We start from the raw sequence: 19,710 nt of genomic DNA on the forward strand, positions 1-19,710 counted from the left end.
GACCATGCCCCCTGCCGTGCTCCCCATCGCCCCGGCTGCCCGGATCGTTCAGCGAACCGAGGACCAGATGCCGATCACGATCGACGGAAGGCTGTGTGGCCGAAAGGCGATGAACCGCCACCTCGACCTGAGATGAGTGCTGCTGGCCAGGGCTCAGCGGCGCGTCATTGCCGGCCGCGGCTGCGTGCGGCGCTGTCGGGAGCGGCACCCGAGTCCGCGGCCACTACATGCTCAGGCGGTCGTTCGGCCCGGCCGGGCGAGGCCGGATACACGAGTGGCAGCAATATCCCGGCCATGGCGGTGGTGACGAGTGCCATCACGACCATGAGGGAGTACAGGTCGGTGTCGAGGACGCCGAGCTCCACACCGACGGTCAGGGCGATGAGTTCGGTCAGGCCCCTCGTGTTGATCAAGATCGCCAGCGCGACCGAGTCGCGAGGTGCGATCCGGTTCGCCCGGGCGCCGAGGTAGGCACCGATTCCCTTGCCGCCCACGGCGGTCAGCAGGATGAGCGCCAGGTCGCCGAGTGCGGCGCCGCCCAGCGCGGACAGGTCGACCGCGAGTCCGGCGACGACGAAGAACACCGGTAGCAGCACCGACGAGACACCCCGCACGCGCGACACCACCCACGCGCGCAGCTGGATGCCGTGTTCGCGGGGCATGGCCGCGCCGAAGAGGAAAGCGCCGAAGATCAGGTGCAGGCCCATCCATTCGGTGGCCGATGCCGACAGCGCCAGCCCGCCCGCGACCACGACTGACGCGGCAGCCCCGTACCGGGCACCGACGCCGGGCCTGCCGCGCGACCGCCGGTCGGTCCACGCACCCCATCGCGCCAGCAGGGGCCGGAGCCCGACGAGCACGAGCAGCACGAAGGGCACGACGAGCACGAGCCGCCACGGCTCGGCCGCACCGCCCGCCACCACCGCCACCACGGCCAGCAACGACCATGCGATCACGTCGTCGACGGCGGCGACCGCGACGGCGACCGCGCCGACCGGTGTGGCCAGCAGCTTGCGATCGGTCAGGATCCGGGCCAGAACCGGGAAGGCGGTCACCGACATAGCGGTGCCCAGGAACAGCACGAACCCCACGCGGTGCGCGCTGGGGTACCGCTCGGCCAGGCACAGTGCCAGCAACGCGCCGAGGCCGAAGGGCACCACGATCGAACTGAGCGCCACCCCACAGGCCGTCCGCCGCCGCCCGCGCAGCAGGTCACCGTTCAGCTCGAGCCCGACCAGGAACATGAACAGCACCACCCCGACGGTGGCCAGGGTCTGCAGTGCCGGGCGGATGTCGGCGGGGAACAGCAGCCGGGTGAGCGCGCCGCCGAAGACGGTGGGCCCGAGCAGGATTCCCGCGGCGATCTCGCCGATCACCGGCGGTTGCTGCAGTCGTTCGGCCACCCGGCCGAGCAGCCGTGCGACCACGACGATGACGACGAGCGCCGCCGACAGGTGCAGCACCATGTGCGGAGCCATCGACCATCCTTCTCCGCGGCGGCGGACAGCGCGCCGCTTCCTCGGGCAAGCGGTCGCGCGATCGGCGCCGGCGCGCAGGCTCTTTCGGCGACGGAACCGCCCCGGGACAACAACGCACTAACGATAACGGTTTTCATTTAGTTTCGCACATCGGCGCCTTCCGGAGCAGATCCCCGCAGGGATCGGCCCGGTGCCTCACACCTTCGCCGGGACCTCCGCGCGCGGGATCAGCAGTCCCGCGATCACCGTGCCGACCGCGATCAACGCGCCACCCATGAAGAACGCGGCCGAGTAGCCGTCGCTGAGCGCCGCGGGAGTTCGATCGCCCACGGTGACCGTCGCGGCCACCGTGGCCAGCACCGCCAGGCCGAGCGCGCCGCCGAGCTGGCGGGAGCTGTTCAACAGGCCGGAGGCCATCCCCGCCTCCTCGGCCGCGACGCCGCGCATGGCGATGGTGCCCATGACCACGAAGCTGATGCCGATGCCGACGCTCGCCACCACCGAGGGGCCGAGAATGTCGGTGAGGAACGTGCCACCGGGCCCGCCCGTGCCGAACCACGCGATCCCGACCGCGCCGAGCAGCCCGCCGACCACGAGCGTCGCCCGATGGCCGAACCGGTTCACCAGCACCGGAACCAGACGCATGCCGCCCACGGCGCCGAGCGCGAAGGGCACGAAGCACACCCCGGCGGTGGCGGGCGAGTACAGCAGCACCGACTGCATGTGCAACGAGACGAAGTAGAAGGCGGCCAGCTGCCCGGCGGTGATCATGAAACCGAAGACGTTGGCGCCGGCGACACTTCCGTGCGCGAGCAGCCCCAGGCGCATGAGCGGTTCGGCGACACGGGTTTCCACCACGACGAACGCCGCCAGCAGCACCACGCCGACCGCGAGCGTGCCGACCGTGACGGCGGAGGCCCAGCCGTGCTCGTCGGTGCGCACCACCCCGAGGATCAGCAGCAGCATCGCGGTGGTCACCAGCAGGGCGCCGGCGATGTCGAGCCGGGGTCGCGCCCGGTCCTCGGCACCCCCGATCCCCCGCGCGGCCGTGCTCAGCGCGGCGACCACGATCGGCACGTTGATCAGCAGCACCCACCGCCAGTCCACGAAGTCGGTGAGCAGACCGCCGGCCACCACGCCGAGCGCACCGCCGAGCATGGTGGCCGCCGCCCACAGCCCCACCGCCTTGGTGCGGGCGGGCCCCTCCGGGAAGGTCACGGTGATCAAGGCCAGCGACAGCGGCGACAAGGCGGCGGCTCCCAGGCCCTGGACCGCTCTGGCGCCGATGAGCAGGGCCTCGTCGGTGGCGAGGCCGCCCGCGAGGCTGGCGGCGCCGAAGAGGACCAGGCCCGCGATCATCGTCCGCCGGCGGCCGATCACGTCGCCGAGCCGTCCGCCGAGCAGCAGGAATCCGCCGAACACCACGGCATAGGCGTTGACGACCCATTGCAGTGCGGTGGCCGACATGTCGAACTCGGACTGGATGGCCGGGAGCGCGACATTCACCACCGACAAGTCCAGCGAGACCATGAACTGCACGATCACCACGGTCGCCAGCACGGCTGCCGGTCTGTTCGTCTGCGCCATCTACCCCTCCGAGCCCCGAAACCGATTTAATAACACGTCTTTTTATTATCCTCGCACAGGCGCCCGCACCCGTCGAGCCCGTGCCCGCGACCCAACTCTTAATGATAATCTTTTTCATTAAGTACACGGGTCGGCGTCCGCCGGGAATCAGGAGATGTGCATGAACGACTACTACTCACCCGTCGCGGAGTTCTACGACCTCGTGCCCCGCGCACACGCCGACGGTGAAGCGGCACTGCGGAAGATCCTGTCCGAGGTCGATCCGGCCGCGGGCACGGTGGTCGACATCGGCGCGGGCACCGGACGCACCTGCCGGGTCGTCGCCGAGGTGCTGCCGACCGCGAAAATCCTTGCCTGCGAACCGTCTCCGGCGATGCGCGCGGTGCTGACCCACGCCGTCCTGGCCGACGAGGACCTGCGCCGCCGGGTCACCATCGTCGCCGAACCGGCCGAGTCGATGGTGCTGCCGGACCGGATCTCGGCGGTGATCGTCTTCGGCGTGCTCGGTCACATCGGCGAACAGGATCGCCGGGCGCTGTGGGACCGGATGCTGCCGCGCCTGGCGCCCGGCGCGCCGGTGCTGGTGGAACTGCTGCCGGTCACGCGCCCGACCGCGCTGCCGCCGATGCCGTTGGCCCGCGAGCAGATCGGCGACCTCGTCTACGACGGGACACTCGAGGCCGAGCCGATCGGCGGTGACCTGATCCGGATGACCTCGACCTGGCGGATCAGCGGCGATGCCGCCCCCACCAGGGTGGTGCGCAACGTCAGCGAGTGGCACACCTTCGGCATCGAGGACCTGGCGCGGGAAACCGGCCTGGCCGGTGCACAACTCACCGCGCAGGCCGGCGTCCTGCGCGCCCCGCGCCGCTGACCCGACGGCGGCCCCTCGGGGCCGCCGCCTCATCGTCGCGCGGTGATACGCACCGTGATCCCGTCGCGCGGCCGCATCCCGATCAACCCCGCGGGCCGCGCGTCGGTGGTCAGCACTTCGCCGTCGATCCGCCGGGCGAGCGCGGCGAACGCGGCGGTGATCGCCATGGTGGCGAAGTGCGCGCCGATGCACCGGTGCGGGCCGCCACCGAAGGGCAGGAACTCGTGCGGCGCCGGGCGGCGGTAGCGGGGGGAGCCGGGATCCCACCGGGCGGGATCGAAGCGTTCCGGGTCCGGCCACACCGCATCGAGCCGGTGGGTGTGGAAGGGGCTGAAGATCAGCAGGTCGCCGGGGACGAAATGGGTTGCGGCGAAGGTGAATTCGGCGGCCACCGTGCGCGAGATGATCGCCGTGGCCGGGTAGAGCCGCATCGTCTCGGACACGAGCCGAGCCAGCCCCGGCGGCTCGGGCGCGTCCGAGGGATGGCCGGCGAGCGCGGCGGTGACCGACGCCCACAGCGGGCGATCACGCATCGTGCGGTACACCATCCACGCCAGCTGCGCGGCGGTGGTCTCGGCACCGGCCTCGAGCAAACTGACCAGCTGGTCGGTGATTTCGTCGTCGGTGAGGCGGGTGCCGTCGACGCCGCGCAGCAGCACCCCGAGCACGTCGGCGCACGGCTCGTCCAGCCGGGTGCGCCGCTCGATCTCGGCGATCACCCACCGGTGCACCGCGGACCGGGCCAACAGCGCACGGCGCCAGACCGGGGACCCGGAGCCGCGGTCGATGCTCCCGCCGACGACGTCGGTGTCGATGGCTTGATGGATGTCGTGCAGCCACTCGTCCAGGCCGTCGGCGCGTTCCACGGCGGCCGCGCCGAACAGGCTCGCCAGCGTGGCGCGGCGCACGGCCCGGCGCAGCGGCGGATAGAGGTCGACGACCTCGCCGGGCAGCCACTCGTCCATCGCCTGCTCGACGTGGCGGGTCACGGTGTCCCGGTGCGCGGCGACACGGCGCGCGGTGAAGGCGGGTGTCACCAGCCGACGCAGGTGACGGTGCCGGTCACCGTCGTTGACCAGCAGGGCGGACCGCCCGGTCAGCGGCGCCAGCGCGGTGAACGCCGCCTCCCAGCTGAACAGTTCGCTGTGGCCGAGGATGAACGCGGTCGCGTCGGTGCCGAGCGCGAGCCGGAAACGCATCGGCCCGGCTCCGAGTTCGGTGATCGCGCCGTGCTCCCGGTACAGCCGCGACATGGTGGCGTAGGGGTCGGCCGAGAACGCGTGCAGGTCGGCCAGTCCCCGGGGCACACCGGGCGCGTTCATGCGCGGACTCCGGTCTGCGGGTCCGGGCCGGCGAGCAGCTGCGGCAACGGGACCGGCGCGGGCGTGGGCGGCCGGATCAGCTCGGGTGAGCCGAGCACGGTGGTGAGCCGCTGCCAGAGGGCGGTCACGGTCATCGCCCACTGGTCGGCGGCCGCACAGCGGCGGGGATCGGCGATGTCGGCGCGCAACTGCCGCAACGCCACCCGCACGCTGTCCGGCCAGAGTTCGTCGAACACCGTCCGGAACGTGGGCGCGGTCGCGGGCCCGAGCACCTCGGTGCTGGGCACGTCCAGCCGTTCGGTGCCGGGTCCGGCCATGACCAGTCGTCCGGTCGCGTCGCGGCCGGTGTGCAGGCGCGGGCTCCACAGCACCGGTCCGTGGGTGTCGGCCAGCGACAGCACGCCGCCCTCGAAGGCGATCGCGATCCGGTGCAGCAGCAGCGCGTGATTGTCCGGGTCGGCGGGGTGGATCTGGTTCTGTACCCGCAACGACACCGGCACACCGCCGATCACGGCGGCCAGGTGGGTGTAGGGCATGGGCGGGTCGGCCAGCGCGGCCGGCTCCGGCGCGACGGGCGCCGGCTCGCCGATCGCCCACGGCCGCAGCTTGCCCACAGCGCGGCCGACGATGTCGAGCAGCGAGTAGGCGACCTGGCCACCCGCCGCGGCGTCCACGTGCAGTGGCCGTTGCCGCGCGCGCAGGATGGCGGCCGCGCGCAGGAACAATTCGACCGGGCGCAGGTGCGGATAGAACGCGTTGAGCCGGTAGCGGGCATCGTGCGCGCGGGCGGTCCGCAGGCAGTCGGCGAGCTCGCCGGGATGCAGCAGGTGTTCCTGTAGCACGTGGATGCCGCGGCGCAGCAGCTGCTGGGCCAGCTGCGCGCCGTCACCGCCCGCCGCCCCCGCGCGCACCGCGACGCAGGCGATGTCGATGTCGCCGGGCAGCTCGTCGACCCCGCAGTAGTGCGGCACCCCAGAGGTTTTCGCGATCTCCCGAGACGTGGCACTGCCCCGGGACACGATGCCGGCGAGCTCGACGTCCGGGTCGGCCTGCACCGCGCGCAGATACACCCGGCCGAACGAGGTGCCGCACACGACGACCCTCGGTGTCGCGGGTACGGGCGTCGGTTCGGTGGCGATCACAGGCTTCCTGCCTCCATCGGTTCGTCGTGGGCGTGCCGGTGGGTGTGCCAGACGGGCAGCGCTCCGAGGGCGGTGACCCCGGCGAGCAGGGCGCGGGGGTCGAGGACGTCGTCGGCGTAGTGCAGGCCCGGGGGCACCGCCCCCGACAGCACCGCCCGCACAGCGCACACCGCCGTCGCGGCGGTGAGCTCGAAGCTGCTCGGGGTGCGCAGCACCGCGGTGTCGGTCCGGTCGGGCCGGTGCAGCGTGAACGCCATCAGGTAGAAGGGGTCCGTTCCGGCCAGGTCGAGGTCGGCCGCGGCGCCGATCTCCGCGACGATCCCGGCGAGCGCCGCGGCGTCGGCGCGGACGCGGCCGCGCAGTCGGGTGAGCGTCAGCCGCAGCGCGTTGCCCACGAAGACGTTGTGCCAGTGCAGCTCCGCCAACCCGGTCGCCCGGGCCAGCCGTTCCGCGTCTGCGGTGAGGAACGGCATGGTGGTGACCCGGCCGGGGAACCCGGCGACCTCGACGTCCTCGCGCACCGGCAGGGCGTTGCGCACGCGACGGCCCCCCGACCACGCGGCCAGGGTCTGGCCGTACCAGTGGCCGTCGTCGGAGCTGTCCAGCGACAGGGCGAGGTCGCCGGCCGAGGCCGGGGCGAACGGTTCGATGCCGCCCGCGTGGACCACCAGCCGGGCGCCGGTGAGGTCGTCGGCCAGCACGCGCGGAACGACGTTCGCCAGGCCCGGCAGCATGCCCGCCGACAGCACCGCGGTCCGCTCGCCGTCCAGCAGCGGCGACCCGGCGAGCAGCCGGTGGGTGGGGCCGTCGCCGGAGACGTCGACGTAGTCGCTGCCCGCCGCCAGGGCCGCCCGGGCCACCCGGTCCAGCAGCAGATGGGACGGGCCCGCGCAGTTCAGGACGAGCCGGGCGCCCGCGCAGAACGCGGCCAGCGATTCCGTGTCGAAGGCATCGACCCGGCGCGGTTCGGCGTCGGGCGGGAATCCCGACGCCCGGGTGAGGTCGCGGGCGCCCAGGCGCAGCTCGCCGATGCCGAGCCCGGTGAGCATCCGCACCGCGGCCCGCCCGACGACCCCGGTGGCGCCCAGCACCGCCACGGTGGTGCGCGCCCCGGTTCGACGGCTGTGTTCGGTCACGGCTGCCGCTCGCCGCGCGCCTCCGGCAGCGGCGCGGTGATCCGGGCGGCGACCTCGGCGGCGTGCGCCGCCGACATGCTGGTGAGGTGATCGCCGGGGATGTCGTCGATGACGACGGTGCCGAGCCCGACCCGTGACCAGTACCGCGCCACCTCGGCCCGGGTGCCCATCAGCGTGGCGGTACCGCCGTTGCAGAGCACCCGGATCGGGCCGACGTAGGGCTCGGCGCGGTGCGCGCCCATCGCCCGCAGGTTGTGCGCGAAAATCTCGAACTGCCTGCGGAATTCGGCGAGTGTGAGTCCGCCGGTCCGGTAGGGCCCGGTCGCGGCGGTGGCGGCGGTGTGCAGCGCGGCGAGGCGATCGGCGCGCGGCACGGCCGCCAGCTGCCGGAACTGCGCGGCCGGGAGTGCGGCGGCGCCGTCGAGCCCGGCGAGCGCACCGGCCGGAACCCGGTCCGGGGTGCGGTCGAGGATGACACGCACCGCCGTCTCGACCGCGGTGTCGTCGGCGGGGAATCCGACGGTGGCCGGGTCGACGCCGAGGGAGCGGGCGAAAACGTATTCGGTGAGCAGCTCGTCGTGCACGGCGGGCGGCTGGTAGGCGCCGATCACGGTGAGTTCGTCCACCGTCGCCCCCGCCTCGGTCAGGGTGCGCGCGATCTCGGCGGCCAGCAACCCGCCGACGGAATAGCCGATGATCCGGAAGCGGCTGTCGTGCGCGAGCAGCTCGCTCGCGTAGTCGGCGGCCTGCCTGCCGATCACCGTGTCCGCGGGCAGTGCCGAGTACTTCGCCGCGTCGGTGAGCTCGAGCCCGAGCAGGGCCCCGGGGTGCGCGGCGCGCAGGTGCGGGAGCAGCGCGTCGTAGGGCGAGAGCGTGCCGGTGCCGCCATGCACCAGCACCCAGGTTCCCGCGGGGTGTCCGGCCGCGCCGCCCAACGGCCGCACCGAGGTCGGTGCGGTGGTGGTGTCGGCGGGCGCGGTCCGCGCCCCGCGGCGGCGGGCGGCCAGCGCGGCGACGGTGGGGTTGCGCAGGACGTCGCGCAGCAGTTCCTGCCATTCGATGTCGGCGACCTCGGGGACGCGGTCGCGCAACTTGCCGACCATCTGCGACAACAGCAGCGAATCACCGCCGAGGGTGTAGAAGTTCTGGTCGCGGCCGACCTTGGGCACGCCGAGCATCTCCTGCCACAGCTGCGCGATCCGCTCTTCGATCTCGTCGGCGGGCGGGGTGTAGGCGGCATCGGCGGTGGTGGCCGGTGCGGCGGCGACGCGGGCGGCCAACGCGGACCGGTCGAGTTTCCCGTTGGCCGAGCGGGGCAGGGCGTCGAGCAGGTGCAGTTCGTCGGGCACCATGTGGGCCGGCAGCAGCGTCGCGACGTGGTCGGTGAGTTGGTGTTCGGTGACGGTGTGCCGCTCGCTCTTGAACCGGGCGATGAACACGCCCTGGCCGGAGGCGGCGAGCGGAGTGTCCTCGGCGGGCAGCACGCGCACCTGCTCGGCCCCGGCGGTGTCGAGCTGGCGCAGCCACTGGTCGCGGGTGAAGAACGCCTGCCCGGTGCCCGCGCGGACATCGGTGAAGGCGGTCAGCTCACTGAAGAACTCGAACTCCATCGACACCAGCAGCGCGTAGTTGTGCTGCCGGGTGGGTTCGAGGAACACCAGCCAGCCGCCCGGCGCGAGCAGGTCGCGCAGCCGCGCCAGCACCGCGTCGGCGTCGACCGAGTTGTGCAGCACGTTCGCGCACAGGATGACATCGGCGGAGTTGGGTCGCAGGCCCTGGTCGGGCGCGTCGGCGTTGATGTCGAAGCGCCCGTAGCGCACCCAGGGATGCGCGGCGAACCTCGCGCGGGCTTCGCCGAGGAAGTACTCGGAGATGTCGGTGAACAAATAGTCCGGTTCGAACTCGGCCAGCGCGGGGATCAGGTCGGTGCTGGTGCCCGCGATGCCCGCGCCGACCTCGAGCACCCGCAGCCGGTGTGGTGTCTGCCGGGCGATTTCGCGCACGGTGTCGATCACGATGCGATGGGCGCTGCGCGCGACCAGGTTCGTGCGGTACACCGCGTGGGCGGCGCCGGGTTTCCCGGCGGGGAACAGCAGTTCGCGCACGTCGAGCGCGCCGCGAAGCAGGTCGTCGAGTCTGCTGCTGCATGCCTTGATGTAGGACAGGGTCTCGCTGCCGTAGCCGACGATCGCTTCCAGTTCGTCGATGCGCCGCCACGCCGCCTCGACCGCGTCCGGACCCGCGGCGATCAGATCGCGGTAGCGGCCGGTGGCCGGATCGTGGCGCACGGCTCCCCCGTCGGCGAGGGCGGCCAGCCAGCGTGTCAGCAGGCCGTGCTGGCGGTCGGAAACACCGGTGGCGGCGGCGATCTCGGCGATGTCGTGGGCGCGGTCGCGGTGATCGAACAGGCCGTTCGCGCGCAACTGGGCGGCGATGGACAGCATGGCCATCTCGTCGACGGCGTTCATCAGCGCGACGAACGCTTCGCCGTCGATGTCGCGGTGCGCGGCCGCCGCGGCGTGCTCGGCGGCGGCGAGCACCTCCGCCGCGGCCTGCCCGCCGCCGCCGTCGCCGGTCGCGATCTCGGCGAAGCCGAACAGCCGCGCGCCCGGTCCCCTGCCGTCGACCAGAACCGCGGCATCGGCGACGGCGGGATGGCGGCGCAGCGCCGACTCGATCTCGCCGAGTTCGACCCGGTGGCCGCGGATCTTGACCTGGGTGTCCTCGCGGCCGAGGAATTCGAGCCTGCCGTCGGGGTGGAAGCGGCCCAGATCGCCGGTGCGGTACAGCCGGTCGCCGGTGCGGGGGTGCCGGATGAACCGCTGCGTGGTCAGCTCCTCGTCGCCGAGGTAGCCCTCGGCCAGTCCCGTTCCGCCGATGTGGATTTCGCCGGTGACGTGGTCGGGGCAGTCCTGCAACGCACCGTCGAGCACGTGCACGGTCTGGTTCCGCAGCGGGGTGCCGTAGGGGATGCTGCGCCACCGCGGGTCGATCTCGCGCACCGGGTGGTGGATGGACCAGATGGCGGCCTCGGTGGCCCCGCCCAGTCCGATCACGGTGAGCTCGGGGTGGTGGGCGCGCATCCGGTCGGGTAGGTCAAGGGGGATCCAGTCGCCGGACAGCAGGACCAGCCGCAGCGCGGCGATGCGGGCCGCGGGTGCGGCCGGTGCGGCCGGATCGGGCGGGGAGTCGAGCACGTCCAGCAGCATCTGCAGGTGTCCGGGCACGCTGTTCCACAGCGTGACCGCGTGCCGGTGGACCAGATCGAGCCAGTGGGAGGGGTCGTCGGCGCGGTCCTGGTCGGGGAGCACGACCGCGCCGCCGGCGGCGAGCACGCCGAAGATGTCCCACACCGACAGGTCGAAGGCCAGGCTCGCGATGCCGAGCACCCGGTCGGCGGGGGTGAGGGCGAAGCGCGTCTCGATGTCGTCGAGGGTGTTGGCCGCGGCGCGGTGGGTGACGACGACGCCTTTCGGTTCGCCGGTGGAGCCGGAGGTGTAGATGACGTAGGCGGGGGTGTCGGGGTCGCCCGCGCTGTCGGGCACGGTGTCGATGCCCGCCAGCAGGTCGACGGCCAGGGGTTCGGTGGGGGCGGGGATCTCGCCCGCGTCGCGCAGCCAGGACTGGGTGAGCGCCACCCGGGCACCCGCCCGCTCGATGATCCGTTCCCGGCGGGCCATCGGCTGGGTGAGGGTGATCGGCACGTAGGCGGCGCCGACCGTCGACGTCGCGAGCACGGCCACGACCTGTTCCGGCCCCTTCTCCATGAGCACGGCCACCCGGTCACCGGGCCGCACGCCCGCATCGCGCAGTGCGACGGCGGTGGCGGCGACGCGGCGCCGTAGCTCGCCGTAGCCGAGCACGCGGTCGCGGTGGATGACCGCGGGCGCGTCGGGCGCGAGGTCGGCGCGCGCCAGGATCCGCTGGTGCAGCAGCCGCGGCGTGGTCGCGGCGGCGGTGTCGTTGTACCGGTCGCGCCGAGCGCGCTGCGCCGCGGGGAGGGGCACCGGGTAGGGCTCGGTCCAGGTTTCGGGGGTTTCGGCGAGCCGGGTGAGCAGATCGACGAACGCGGCGAACGCGGCGGTGGCCGTGTCCCCGGCCAGCACGCCGCGGCGCACGTCCCAGGCGACCAGCAATCCGTCGTCGTCGGGGGTGATCTGGCAGTCGAGCCACACCTGCGGGGTGCGGGTGATGCCGCGCAGGATGCGGCCGCGCCGGGCACGCGCCCCGGCGTCGCCGGAGCCGAGGGTGCTGGTGAACACGACGGGCATGAGCACCGGGTTGCCCGCGCGGCGGGTGAGTTCGCCGAGCACTTCCACGCCGTCGAACAGGCGGTGATCCAGATCGGTGAACAGCTGGGTGGTGATGCCGCGGGCGCGGTCGGCGAAGGTGTCGTGCTCGTCGAGGTCGATGCCGAGCAGTTCGACGGAGGTGAAATCGCCGAGCACCGCGCCGATGTCGGCGTGCGCGGGCAGCCGGTTGAACACCGGCAGGTTCAGGGTGAACCGCCGGCTGCGGCTCCACCGCCCGACCACCTCGGCGTAGGCGGCCAGTACCGCGCCGGAGGCGGTCAGGCCGTGCGCTGTCGCGTGGCGGGTCAGTCCGGCCAGGGCGGCGGCGGGCAGCCGGTGGTGCAACCGGTCGAAGCCGGGCTCGACGTCGGCGTCGTCGGTGTTCGCGCGGGTGGGCAGGTCGGGTGCGGCGGGCAGGGAGTCGATTCTGGCCTGCCAGTAGTCGCGGTCGCGGTGGTAGCGCGGGCCGTGGCGCAGCTGCTGGACGCCGAGCAGGTAGTCGCGGAAGCCGATCGCGGGGGCGGGTGGCAGTGCGGCGGCGTCGCCGGCGCGCACGAGGTCGTCGAGTTCGGCGAGCAGCAGCTGCATGCTCGCGGCGTCGACCACCAGCAGTTCCACCAGCAGGTGCAGGACGCATCCGGTGCCGGTGCGGGTGATGTGCAGCGCGAACAGCGGCCAGGTGCCGGGGTCGCCGGCCGAACCGAGCAGGGCGTCGCGCCGGCGGTCGAGGGCGGCGGCGAGGTCGGCGGGGTCGGCGTCCGGCAGATCGGTCACCGGGATCGCGTAGTGCGGTACGGTCGCGGCGACCTGTTGGTAGCCGTCGGTGTGGACGGTGGCGCGGAGCATGTCGTGGCGGGCTACGAGGGTGTTCCACGCCTGTTCGAGGACAGCGGGTTCGGCGCTGTCATAGGCGATTTCGAGGTAGCTGGCGCAGGCGACGCCGCCGAAGGGGTAGGTGGGGTCGCGGCCGATCAGGTAGGCCTGTTGCACCGGGGTCAGCGGGAACGGTTCGTGCGCGGCGTCCGGGTCGGCGGACACGCTGATCGTCGCCTGTTCCCGGGCGAGGTGGGCCAGCACGGCGGGTTTGTGCGCCGCCAGCTGTTCGCGGTGGTCGGCGGTCAGCACACCTTGCGGGGCGCGGAATCGCAGCTGTTCGCCGTCGGCCCACAGGTGCACTCCGCGCTGTCGCAGATCGGTTACCAGTTCGGGGACGTTCACAGAGCACCTTCTTCGAGGTCGATACCGTTGTGCGGGTCGTTGTCGCCGAGTCCGGCGATGGTGGGCGCGGCGAAGAACGCGCGCAGGGTGACGGTGATGCCGAGTTCGCGGGCGAGGCGGCCGACCAGCCGGGTCGCCGACAGCGAGTCGCCGCCGACGGCGAAAAAGCTCGTGTGCCGGTCGGGCGGTGCGGCGCCGACGGTGTCCGCCCAGATCTGCGCGATCCGGGATTCGAGTCCGGGGCGGATGGGTTCGCCTGGTTCGTGGTCGGGCGGGTCGGACTGGGTTCGGGCGCGGCGGGCCAGCGCGGCGTGGTCGATCTTTCCGTTGCCGGTCAGCGGCGGAGCCGGCAGCGGGATCAGGTCGGGGATCCAGGCGGAAGGCAGTCGGTCGGCGAGGAAGCGCGGAAGGTCTTCGGGGAGTTCGGGTTCGACGAAGGCGACCAGCCGAGCCTGGGCCCGTTCCCCCACCGCCACCGCGAACGCCCGCCGCACAGTGGGATGGGCGGCTATCGCCTGCTCGACCTCGCCCAACTCCACCCGATGACCACGGATCTTGACCTGCCGATCGACCCGCCCCAAGAACTCCAACACCCCATCACCGCGATACCGCCCCACATCACCGGTCCGATACCAACGAACACCGCCCTCATCGAAAAACGACGCCGCCGTCAGATCCGGTCTGCTGCGATATCCTCGGGCGACACCGGCACCACCGATCAACAACTCCCCCGGCACCCAATCCGGGCGATCATTGCCCTGCTCGTCCACCACCCGGAACCGTTGATTCCGCAACGGGCGACCGTAAGGAATGGACACCCACGCCGGATCGACCCGCTCGACCTCGAAACAGTTCGACCAGATCGACGCCTCCGTCGCCCCACCCAACGCGATCAGACGACACCGCGACGACAAGGCGGCGAGCCTGCCGGGCAGATCCAGACCGACCCAGTCCCCCGACACCAGCGCGCACCGCAGCGACGCCGGGAGCCCCGGCCCGGATTCGGCGACGGTGAGCAGCATGTCCAGCATCGCCGGGACCGTGTTCCAGACGGTCACCCCGTGCTCGCGCACCAGCGCCAGCCACCGCTCCGGATCGCGGCGGTCCTCGTCGGACACGATCACCGCGCTACCACCCGCACCCAGAACCCCGAACAGATCGAACACCGACAGATCGAAATCCGCTGCCGCCACCGCCAACACCCGATCACCCGCGCCGAGCCCATACCGGTCCCGGAGATCCGCGAGAGTGTTCACCACCTGCCGATGCTCGATCTCGACACCCTTCGGAACACCGGTCGAGCCGGAGGTGAAGATCACGTAGGCGAGATCGCAGCCGCTCCCCCGATGGACCGGCGCAGGCGCGTACCGGCGGACGTCGGCGATCGTTACCACCGGCACCTGGACGGCCCCGCCCGCGAATCGGGCCGGATCGTCGGTGAGGACGGCCGTGACCCCGGCCTGATCAAGGATCGCGGTCCGGCGCTGTACCGGCTGATCCACGGCCACCGGCACATACGCCGCCCCCGCCGCCAACACGCCATACAGGCCCGCCACCAACCCCGCACCACGCGCGGCACACACCACGACCGCATCACCGGGACGCACGCCCCGCGCGGACAGCATCGCCGCGATCCGGCGGCTGTGCTCCGCCAGGTCGCCGAAGGAGACGGTCACCGCGCCATCAACGAGCGCCACACGGCCGGGATCGGCGGCGGCGACCTCGAACATCGGCGCGTGCAACAACTCACCGTCCACCGGCGCGGCGGTGTCGTTGACCCGGTCCCGGACAGCCCGTTGCCTCGCGGGCAGCGCAGGCGCGAGCGGCTGCCCCCAATCCAGGTCACCCAACCCCCGCACCAACCCCTGGTAGGCGGCGAACATGTCCTCGACCAGCCCGTCGGGGAACAACTCGTCCACCGAATCCCAGCTCAGCACCAGACCATCGGCCACCTCGACGACCTGGTGGTCCAGCCACACCTGCGGCGTCTGGGTCCGGGTGACATCCGGCCACCGGATCGACCGCGCCAGCTCGTCGTCCACCCCGAGCATCGAGGTGAACACCACCGGCACCGGTTCCGCGGCCACCGCGCTCTCCCGCGCCAGCTCGCGCAGCACCCGCACCGCCGAGACCTGCTGGTGATCGAGGTCGCGCCACAGTTGCTCCTGCAACCGCCGCACCCGGCCGAGCCAACTCTCCCCCCGCGCCGGCTGATCCGCCACCAGCAACAATGCGCTGAAATCGCCCACCACCCGCATCACATCCGGATGCACCTCACGGCGATCGAAGCGCGTCAACGTCACCGTCAGCTCCCGCTGCGCACTCCACGCGCCCAGCACGGTGGTGTAGCAGGCCAGCAACACCACACTCGGTGTCACACCCAGGCCACGCGCACGCCGCACGATCACCTGCCAGAGCTCGGAATCGAGGCGGACCTCCCGGCGCGTGAACCGCGGCCGCCCCACCGCCGCCGGCAACACCCGCAACGGCAGCTGCGGCCCCGGCGGCAGCTCGGCCAACCGACCCCGCCAATACGACAGCGCCGCAGCCACTTCCGCCTCCGACGGCGCACAACTCAACACGTAATCCCGGAACTCCAGCGACACGGGCGCGAGCTCGAGCGCCGGGTCCTCGTACAGCCGCATCCACTCCGACAACAACACCAACGCACTCAGACCATCGGCGATGAGGGTGTCGAACGCGGCGCAGACCCGCGTCGAGTCGCCGTCGCGCACGACCCGCACGTCGAACAGCGGCCAGCGCCCGGCGTCGCGGAGACGGTCGGCGATGTCGTCGCGGACGGCGGTGACGGGTCCGTCGACCACCGGGATCTCGTACCGGGGCACCCGGGCGAGGACGCGTTGCGTCCCATCGGTGGCCACCACCGCACGCAGCATCGGATGGCGGTCGACGACCCGGTTCCACGCGGCCGCCAGCCGCACCGGATCGACTCCGGGCCAGTCGTATTCGACGTACAGGTGCGCGCCGACACCGCCGAGATCGAAATCGTCGGACCGGCCCAGCCAGTAGGCGACCTGGATATCGGTCAGCGGGAACGGTGCGTGCCTGTTGGCGGGATCGGCGACGATCTCCGGCAGCGCCGTGGCCGCGCCGAAGGTCAGCGTCGAGGCGAAAGCGGCGAGCGTGGGTGTGGTGAACAGGCGCGCCAGGTCCGCGCCCCGCACCCCGTCGGCGAGCAGCCGCCGGATCAGGCGGGTGGCCAGCAGGCTGTCGCCACCGAGGGCGAAGAAGTCGTCGTCGCGACGGATCTCCTCGACACCGAGCACCGCCGCCCAGGCCCGCGCCACCGCCCGCTCGACACCTTCCAGAGGCGCACCGGATTCCGTGCCGTCGCGGGTGCTCGCGGCAGCGAGGGTGGCGCGCACCGCGTCGCGGTCGATCTTGCCGTTGCGCGTGATCGGCAGCGCGGGGGCGCGGACGAACCGGCGCGGGACCATGTACGGGGGCAGCCGCTCGGCGAGCCAGGCACGCAGCCCGCCGTCGGTGATCTCGTCCCCGACCACGACCGCACCGAGGGCACGGGCCGGGTGCTCGAGCACGCCGGCGGCCGCGGCCGTCACCCGGGGATGCTCGGCGAGCACGGCTTCGACCTCGCCCAGCTCGATGCGGTGCCCGCGGATCTTGACCTGATGGTCGATGCGGCCCAGGAATTCGAGGGTTCCGTCGGGCCGGTAGCGCACCAGGTCACCGGTGCGATACCAGCGGCGCCCGTCGTGGTGGACGAACTTCTCGACGGTGCGTTCCGGGTCGCCGCGGTAGCCGTGTGCCAGCCCGGCCCCGGTGACCCACAGCTCGCCCGCCGCCCAGTCCGGGCAGTCCCGCCCGCGCGGATCCACCACACGGCAGCCCGCGTGCGGGAGCGGAACCCCGTATGGCACGCTCGACCAGCCGGGATCCACCGTCCCGACTTCGCACACCGTGGCGTGGATGGCGGCCTCGGTCATGCCGCCCAGACCGGCGAACCGGCAATCGGGGACCAGGCGGCGCAACCGTTCCGGCAGATCCACCGTCACCCGGTCGCCGCCCAGCATGACGAGCCGCAGCGTCGCGCCCAGCCCGGTGTCGGCCGCGGCGGTCAGCAACATGTCCAGCAGGGCGGGCACCGCGCTGACGACGGTGACGCCCCACCGGCGGATCAGCGCGGCCCACGCGGCGGCATCCCGCCGCTGCGCCTCCTCGACCACCACCACCGAGCCGCCGACCGTCAGGAACGCGAACAGGTCGTAGGCGGACAGGTCGAAATCCAAGGCGGACAGCGCGATCGTCCGATCCTCGGCGCCGATACCGAACACGTCGTCGACCGCGTCGATCGTCGCGGCCACCGCCCGGTGCGGCACCTCGACACCCTTCGGGACCCCGGTGGACCCGGAGGTGAAGATGACGTACATGACGTCCTCCGGATCGACCTCGGCGATGTCCGGCACCGGGGCCACCGCGCGCGCCTGCTGGGGGAAGATCGCGGTGAGGTCCGCGGGCCATCCGGCAGCAGCGGTGTCCGGATCGGTGATCACCCACCGCGCCCCGGCGGTGCGGTAGACCCGTTCGCGCCGCGCCGCGGGCAGGTCGACACCCGAGGGCACGTAGGTGGCGCCCACGGCGAGCACGCCCAGCACCGCCACGATCTGGTCGACGCCCTTGGGCAGGGTGATGCCCACGCTGTCACCGCGCCCGATTCCCCGCGCCCGCAACAGGCCCGCCATGCGCCGGGCCCGCTCGGCGAGCGCACCGTAGGAGATCGCGGCACCGTCGGCCAGCAGGGCGGTGCGTCCGGGGTCGGCGGCCGCCCGGGCGAAGAACCGGTGCGGCAGCGGCACGCCCGGCGCCGACGTGATCGGGGCGTGGTGGCGGCGGACCTCGGGACGGGGCGCTGCCCTGCCCCAGGCGCCGTCGTCGTCGATCAGCAGATCGACGAACCGCACGTAGGCGTCGAACATGGCGTCCAGCAGCCCGGGGGGAAACAGCGACACCCGGGCGTCCCAGTTGAGCAGGATGCCGCCGTCGAACTCGGTCACCTGCGCGTCCAACCAGACCTGCGGGCCCTGGGAGATCGTCCAGGACGGCTCGCCGAGGCACCGCCGAACCTCGGGCGCGTACAACTCGCCCAGGCTCAGCGCACTGGTGTACACCACCGGCGCCAGGACGCGGTCGCCACCGGCGGCCCGGCTCAGGTCCCGCAGCACCTCGACCCCGGTATAGGCGGTGTAGCCGAGCACCTCGCGCAGGCGGACGGTGAGCGCGCGCGCCCGCTCGACCACCGGCAGCGGCTCGGACAGGTCCACGTCGAGAAGCACCGAACTGGAGAAGTCGCCGACGAGGCGGTCCACGTCATCGTGCAGCGGCTCGCGATCGAAGGCGGGCAGATTGAGCAGGAACCGATCGGTGGCGCTCCACATACCGACCGTTTCCGCGAAGACCGTGGCGAGCACGCCGGCGGTGGTCAGTCCGGCCCGGTGAGCGCGCTCGCGCAGCAGCGCCGCCCGCTCGGGCGACAACCGGTGGGCGCGCCGGTCGACCCGCGCCACCCCATTCGTCTCGGTGGCCAGCAGCGGAAGCTGGGGTGCGGCAGGCAGATCCGGTAGCCGGCGCTGCCACCACTGCCTGGCCTGCTCGCGCGCGGCCGACCGCAGCCGGCCGCGATCGGCGAGATAGCGGGCATAGGTGTAGTCCAGGGCGGGCAGCGCGTCGGGCCCGTGCCGGTACAGCGCGGTCAAGTCGCCGAGGAGGTTGCGCAGACTCAGCGCGTCGCCCGCGATCATGTCCAGGTCCAGGTGGACCCGGGTCCGCCCGCCGGGCAGCAGCGAGAGCTGGAGATCGATCACCTCGCCGCCCGCGATATCCATGCTGCGGTGCGAGCAGGTGTCCCGGATCTCGGCCAGCCGCCGCTGCCGGACCGGTTCCGGCATGTCACGCAGGTCGTGCACGACCAACCCCCGCCAGCAGCCCTGCTCCGTGACCCGCTGCATGCCCGCGGCGTCGACGATGACGCGCAGTTGCGGGTGCCGGGCGATCAGTGCGCGCATCGCCCGCTCGAGCCGGTCCGGGTCCAGGCCGTCTGCGTGGTCGAACTCGCTGTAGAAGTGCGCGGCGACCGCGCCGAGGTGCTGCGCGCGCGTGCGGCCGACCCAGAAGGCATGTTGCATCACCGCCAGCGGGAACGGCTGCGCGAGATCCACCGTGCTGGTTTCCGCTGCCTCCGAACGACTTTCGTCGCGGCCGGGTTCGCGACGGCCCAGCAGGGCCTGCCAGGCGCCGAGTGTCGGGTTCCGGACGAGGTCGCGGTACTCGACGCGGTGGCCCGCGCGGCGCATGAGCCCGGAGATCCGCATGAGCGTCACCGAATCGAGGCCGAGCTCGAGCACGTTCGCGTTGTCGGTCAGTTCCTCGACCGGTACTCCGGTCAATTCGCTGACCGTCTGCCGCACATCGTCGTGCCCGGCTGTCGGTGCCATCGAGGGTGTCGGTAACGAACGGAGATTGTCTTTCATCACTTCCCTCGACAGCAGACCAGCAACAGCAACGACCAAAGCAAAACGAAAATCATTTTCAACAATGCTAGAATCTACGGCGACCGAGCGGTTCGGTCAAGCGAGCCTTCGCGTTCGGGCAGGCGAAACACCCAGGCGGCGAGCAGGTTCGGCGA

General features: G+C 72.4%; 8 protein-coding genes. 1 reads left to right on the forward strand and 7 read right to left on the reverse strand.

Translation table 11 applies throughout. The features are described from left to right. Positions 1 to 164: 164 nt before the first annotated feature. Both CRM89_RS09610 and CRM89_RS09615 read right to left on the reverse strand, forming a co-directional pair. Complete coding sequence (locus CRM89_RS09610; RefSeq protein WP_098083786.1) at positions 165 to 1,478, reverse strand: cation:proton antiporter; 1,314 nt, start codon at positions 1,476 to 1,478, stop codon at positions 165 to 167. Positions 1,479 to 1,673: 195 nt separating this feature from the next. Continuing rightward, positions 1,674 to 3,065 (reverse strand): MFS transporter, encoded by a 1,392-nt coding sequence (locus CRM89_RS09615; RefSeq protein ID WP_098083787.1) that lies wholly within the window; start codon positions 3,063 to 3,065, stop codon positions 1,674 to 1,676. A gap of 160 nt (positions 3,066 to 3,225) precedes the next feature. On the opposite strand from CRM89_RS09615, the gene CRM89_RS09620 reads away from it, so the two are divergent. Further along, on the forward strand, positions 3,226 to 3,939 hold the full coding sequence (locus CRM89_RS09620; protein ID WP_098086940.1) for a trans-aconitate 2-methyltransferase: 714 nt from the start codon (positions 3,226 to 3,228) through the stop codon (positions 3,937 to 3,939). 29 nt (positions 3,940 to 3,968) lie between these two features. Here the strand turns inward: CRM89_RS09620 and CRM89_RS09625 are convergent, their stop codons facing one another. The 5 genes from CRM89_RS09625 to CRM89_RS09645 are packed head-to-tail and all read right to left on the reverse strand — an operon-like array spanning position 3,969 to position 19,519. Further along, positions 3,969 to 5,261, reverse strand: a complete 1,293-nt coding sequence (locus CRM89_RS09625) for a cytochrome P450 (protein ID WP_098083788.1) — start codon at positions 5,259 to 5,261, stop codon at positions 3,969 to 3,971. After that, positions 5,258 to 6,403 carry a Gfo/Idh/MocA family oxidoreductase gene (locus tag CRM89_RS09630; protein WP_253805085.1) on the reverse strand — a complete coding sequence of 382 codons (1,146 nt, stop codon included), beginning with the start codon at positions 6,401 to 6,403 and terminating at the stop codon, positions 5,258 to 5,260. The genes CRM89_RS09625 and CRM89_RS09630 overlap by 4 nt, the downstream gene beginning before the upstream one ends. Continuing rightward, positions 6,400 to 7,539: a saccharopine dehydrogenase NADP-binding domain-containing protein gene (locus tag CRM89_RS09635; protein WP_060590535.1), complete on the reverse strand. Its 1,140-nt coding sequence runs from the start codon at positions 7,537 to 7,539 to the stop codon at positions 6,400 to 6,402. Before CRM89_RS09635 ends, CRM89_RS09630 begins: the two co-directional genes overlap by 4 nt. Then, a complete protein-coding gene (locus tag CRM89_RS09640; RefSeq protein ID WP_253805086.1) occupies positions 7,536 to 13,049 on the reverse strand; it encodes a non-ribosomal peptide synthetase in 5,514 nt (1,837 codons plus the stop codon). Before CRM89_RS09640 ends, CRM89_RS09635 begins: the two co-directional genes overlap by 4 nt. Further along, positions 13,046 to 19,519, reverse strand: coding sequence for a non-ribosomal peptide synthetase (locus CRM89_RS09645; RefSeq protein WP_228802042.1), 6,474 nt, complete (start codon positions 19,517 to 19,519; stop codon positions 13,046 to 13,048). Before CRM89_RS09645 ends, CRM89_RS09640 begins: the two co-directional genes overlap by 4 nt. Positions 19,520 to 19,710 lie beyond the last annotated feature (191 nt).

The sequence above is a fragment of the Nocardia sp. FDAARGOS_372 genome, from assembly GCF_002554515.1.
In the GTDB taxonomy this organism is placed as follows: Bacteria; Actinomycetota; Actinomycetes; order Mycobacteriales; family Mycobacteriaceae; genus Nocardia; species Nocardia farcinica.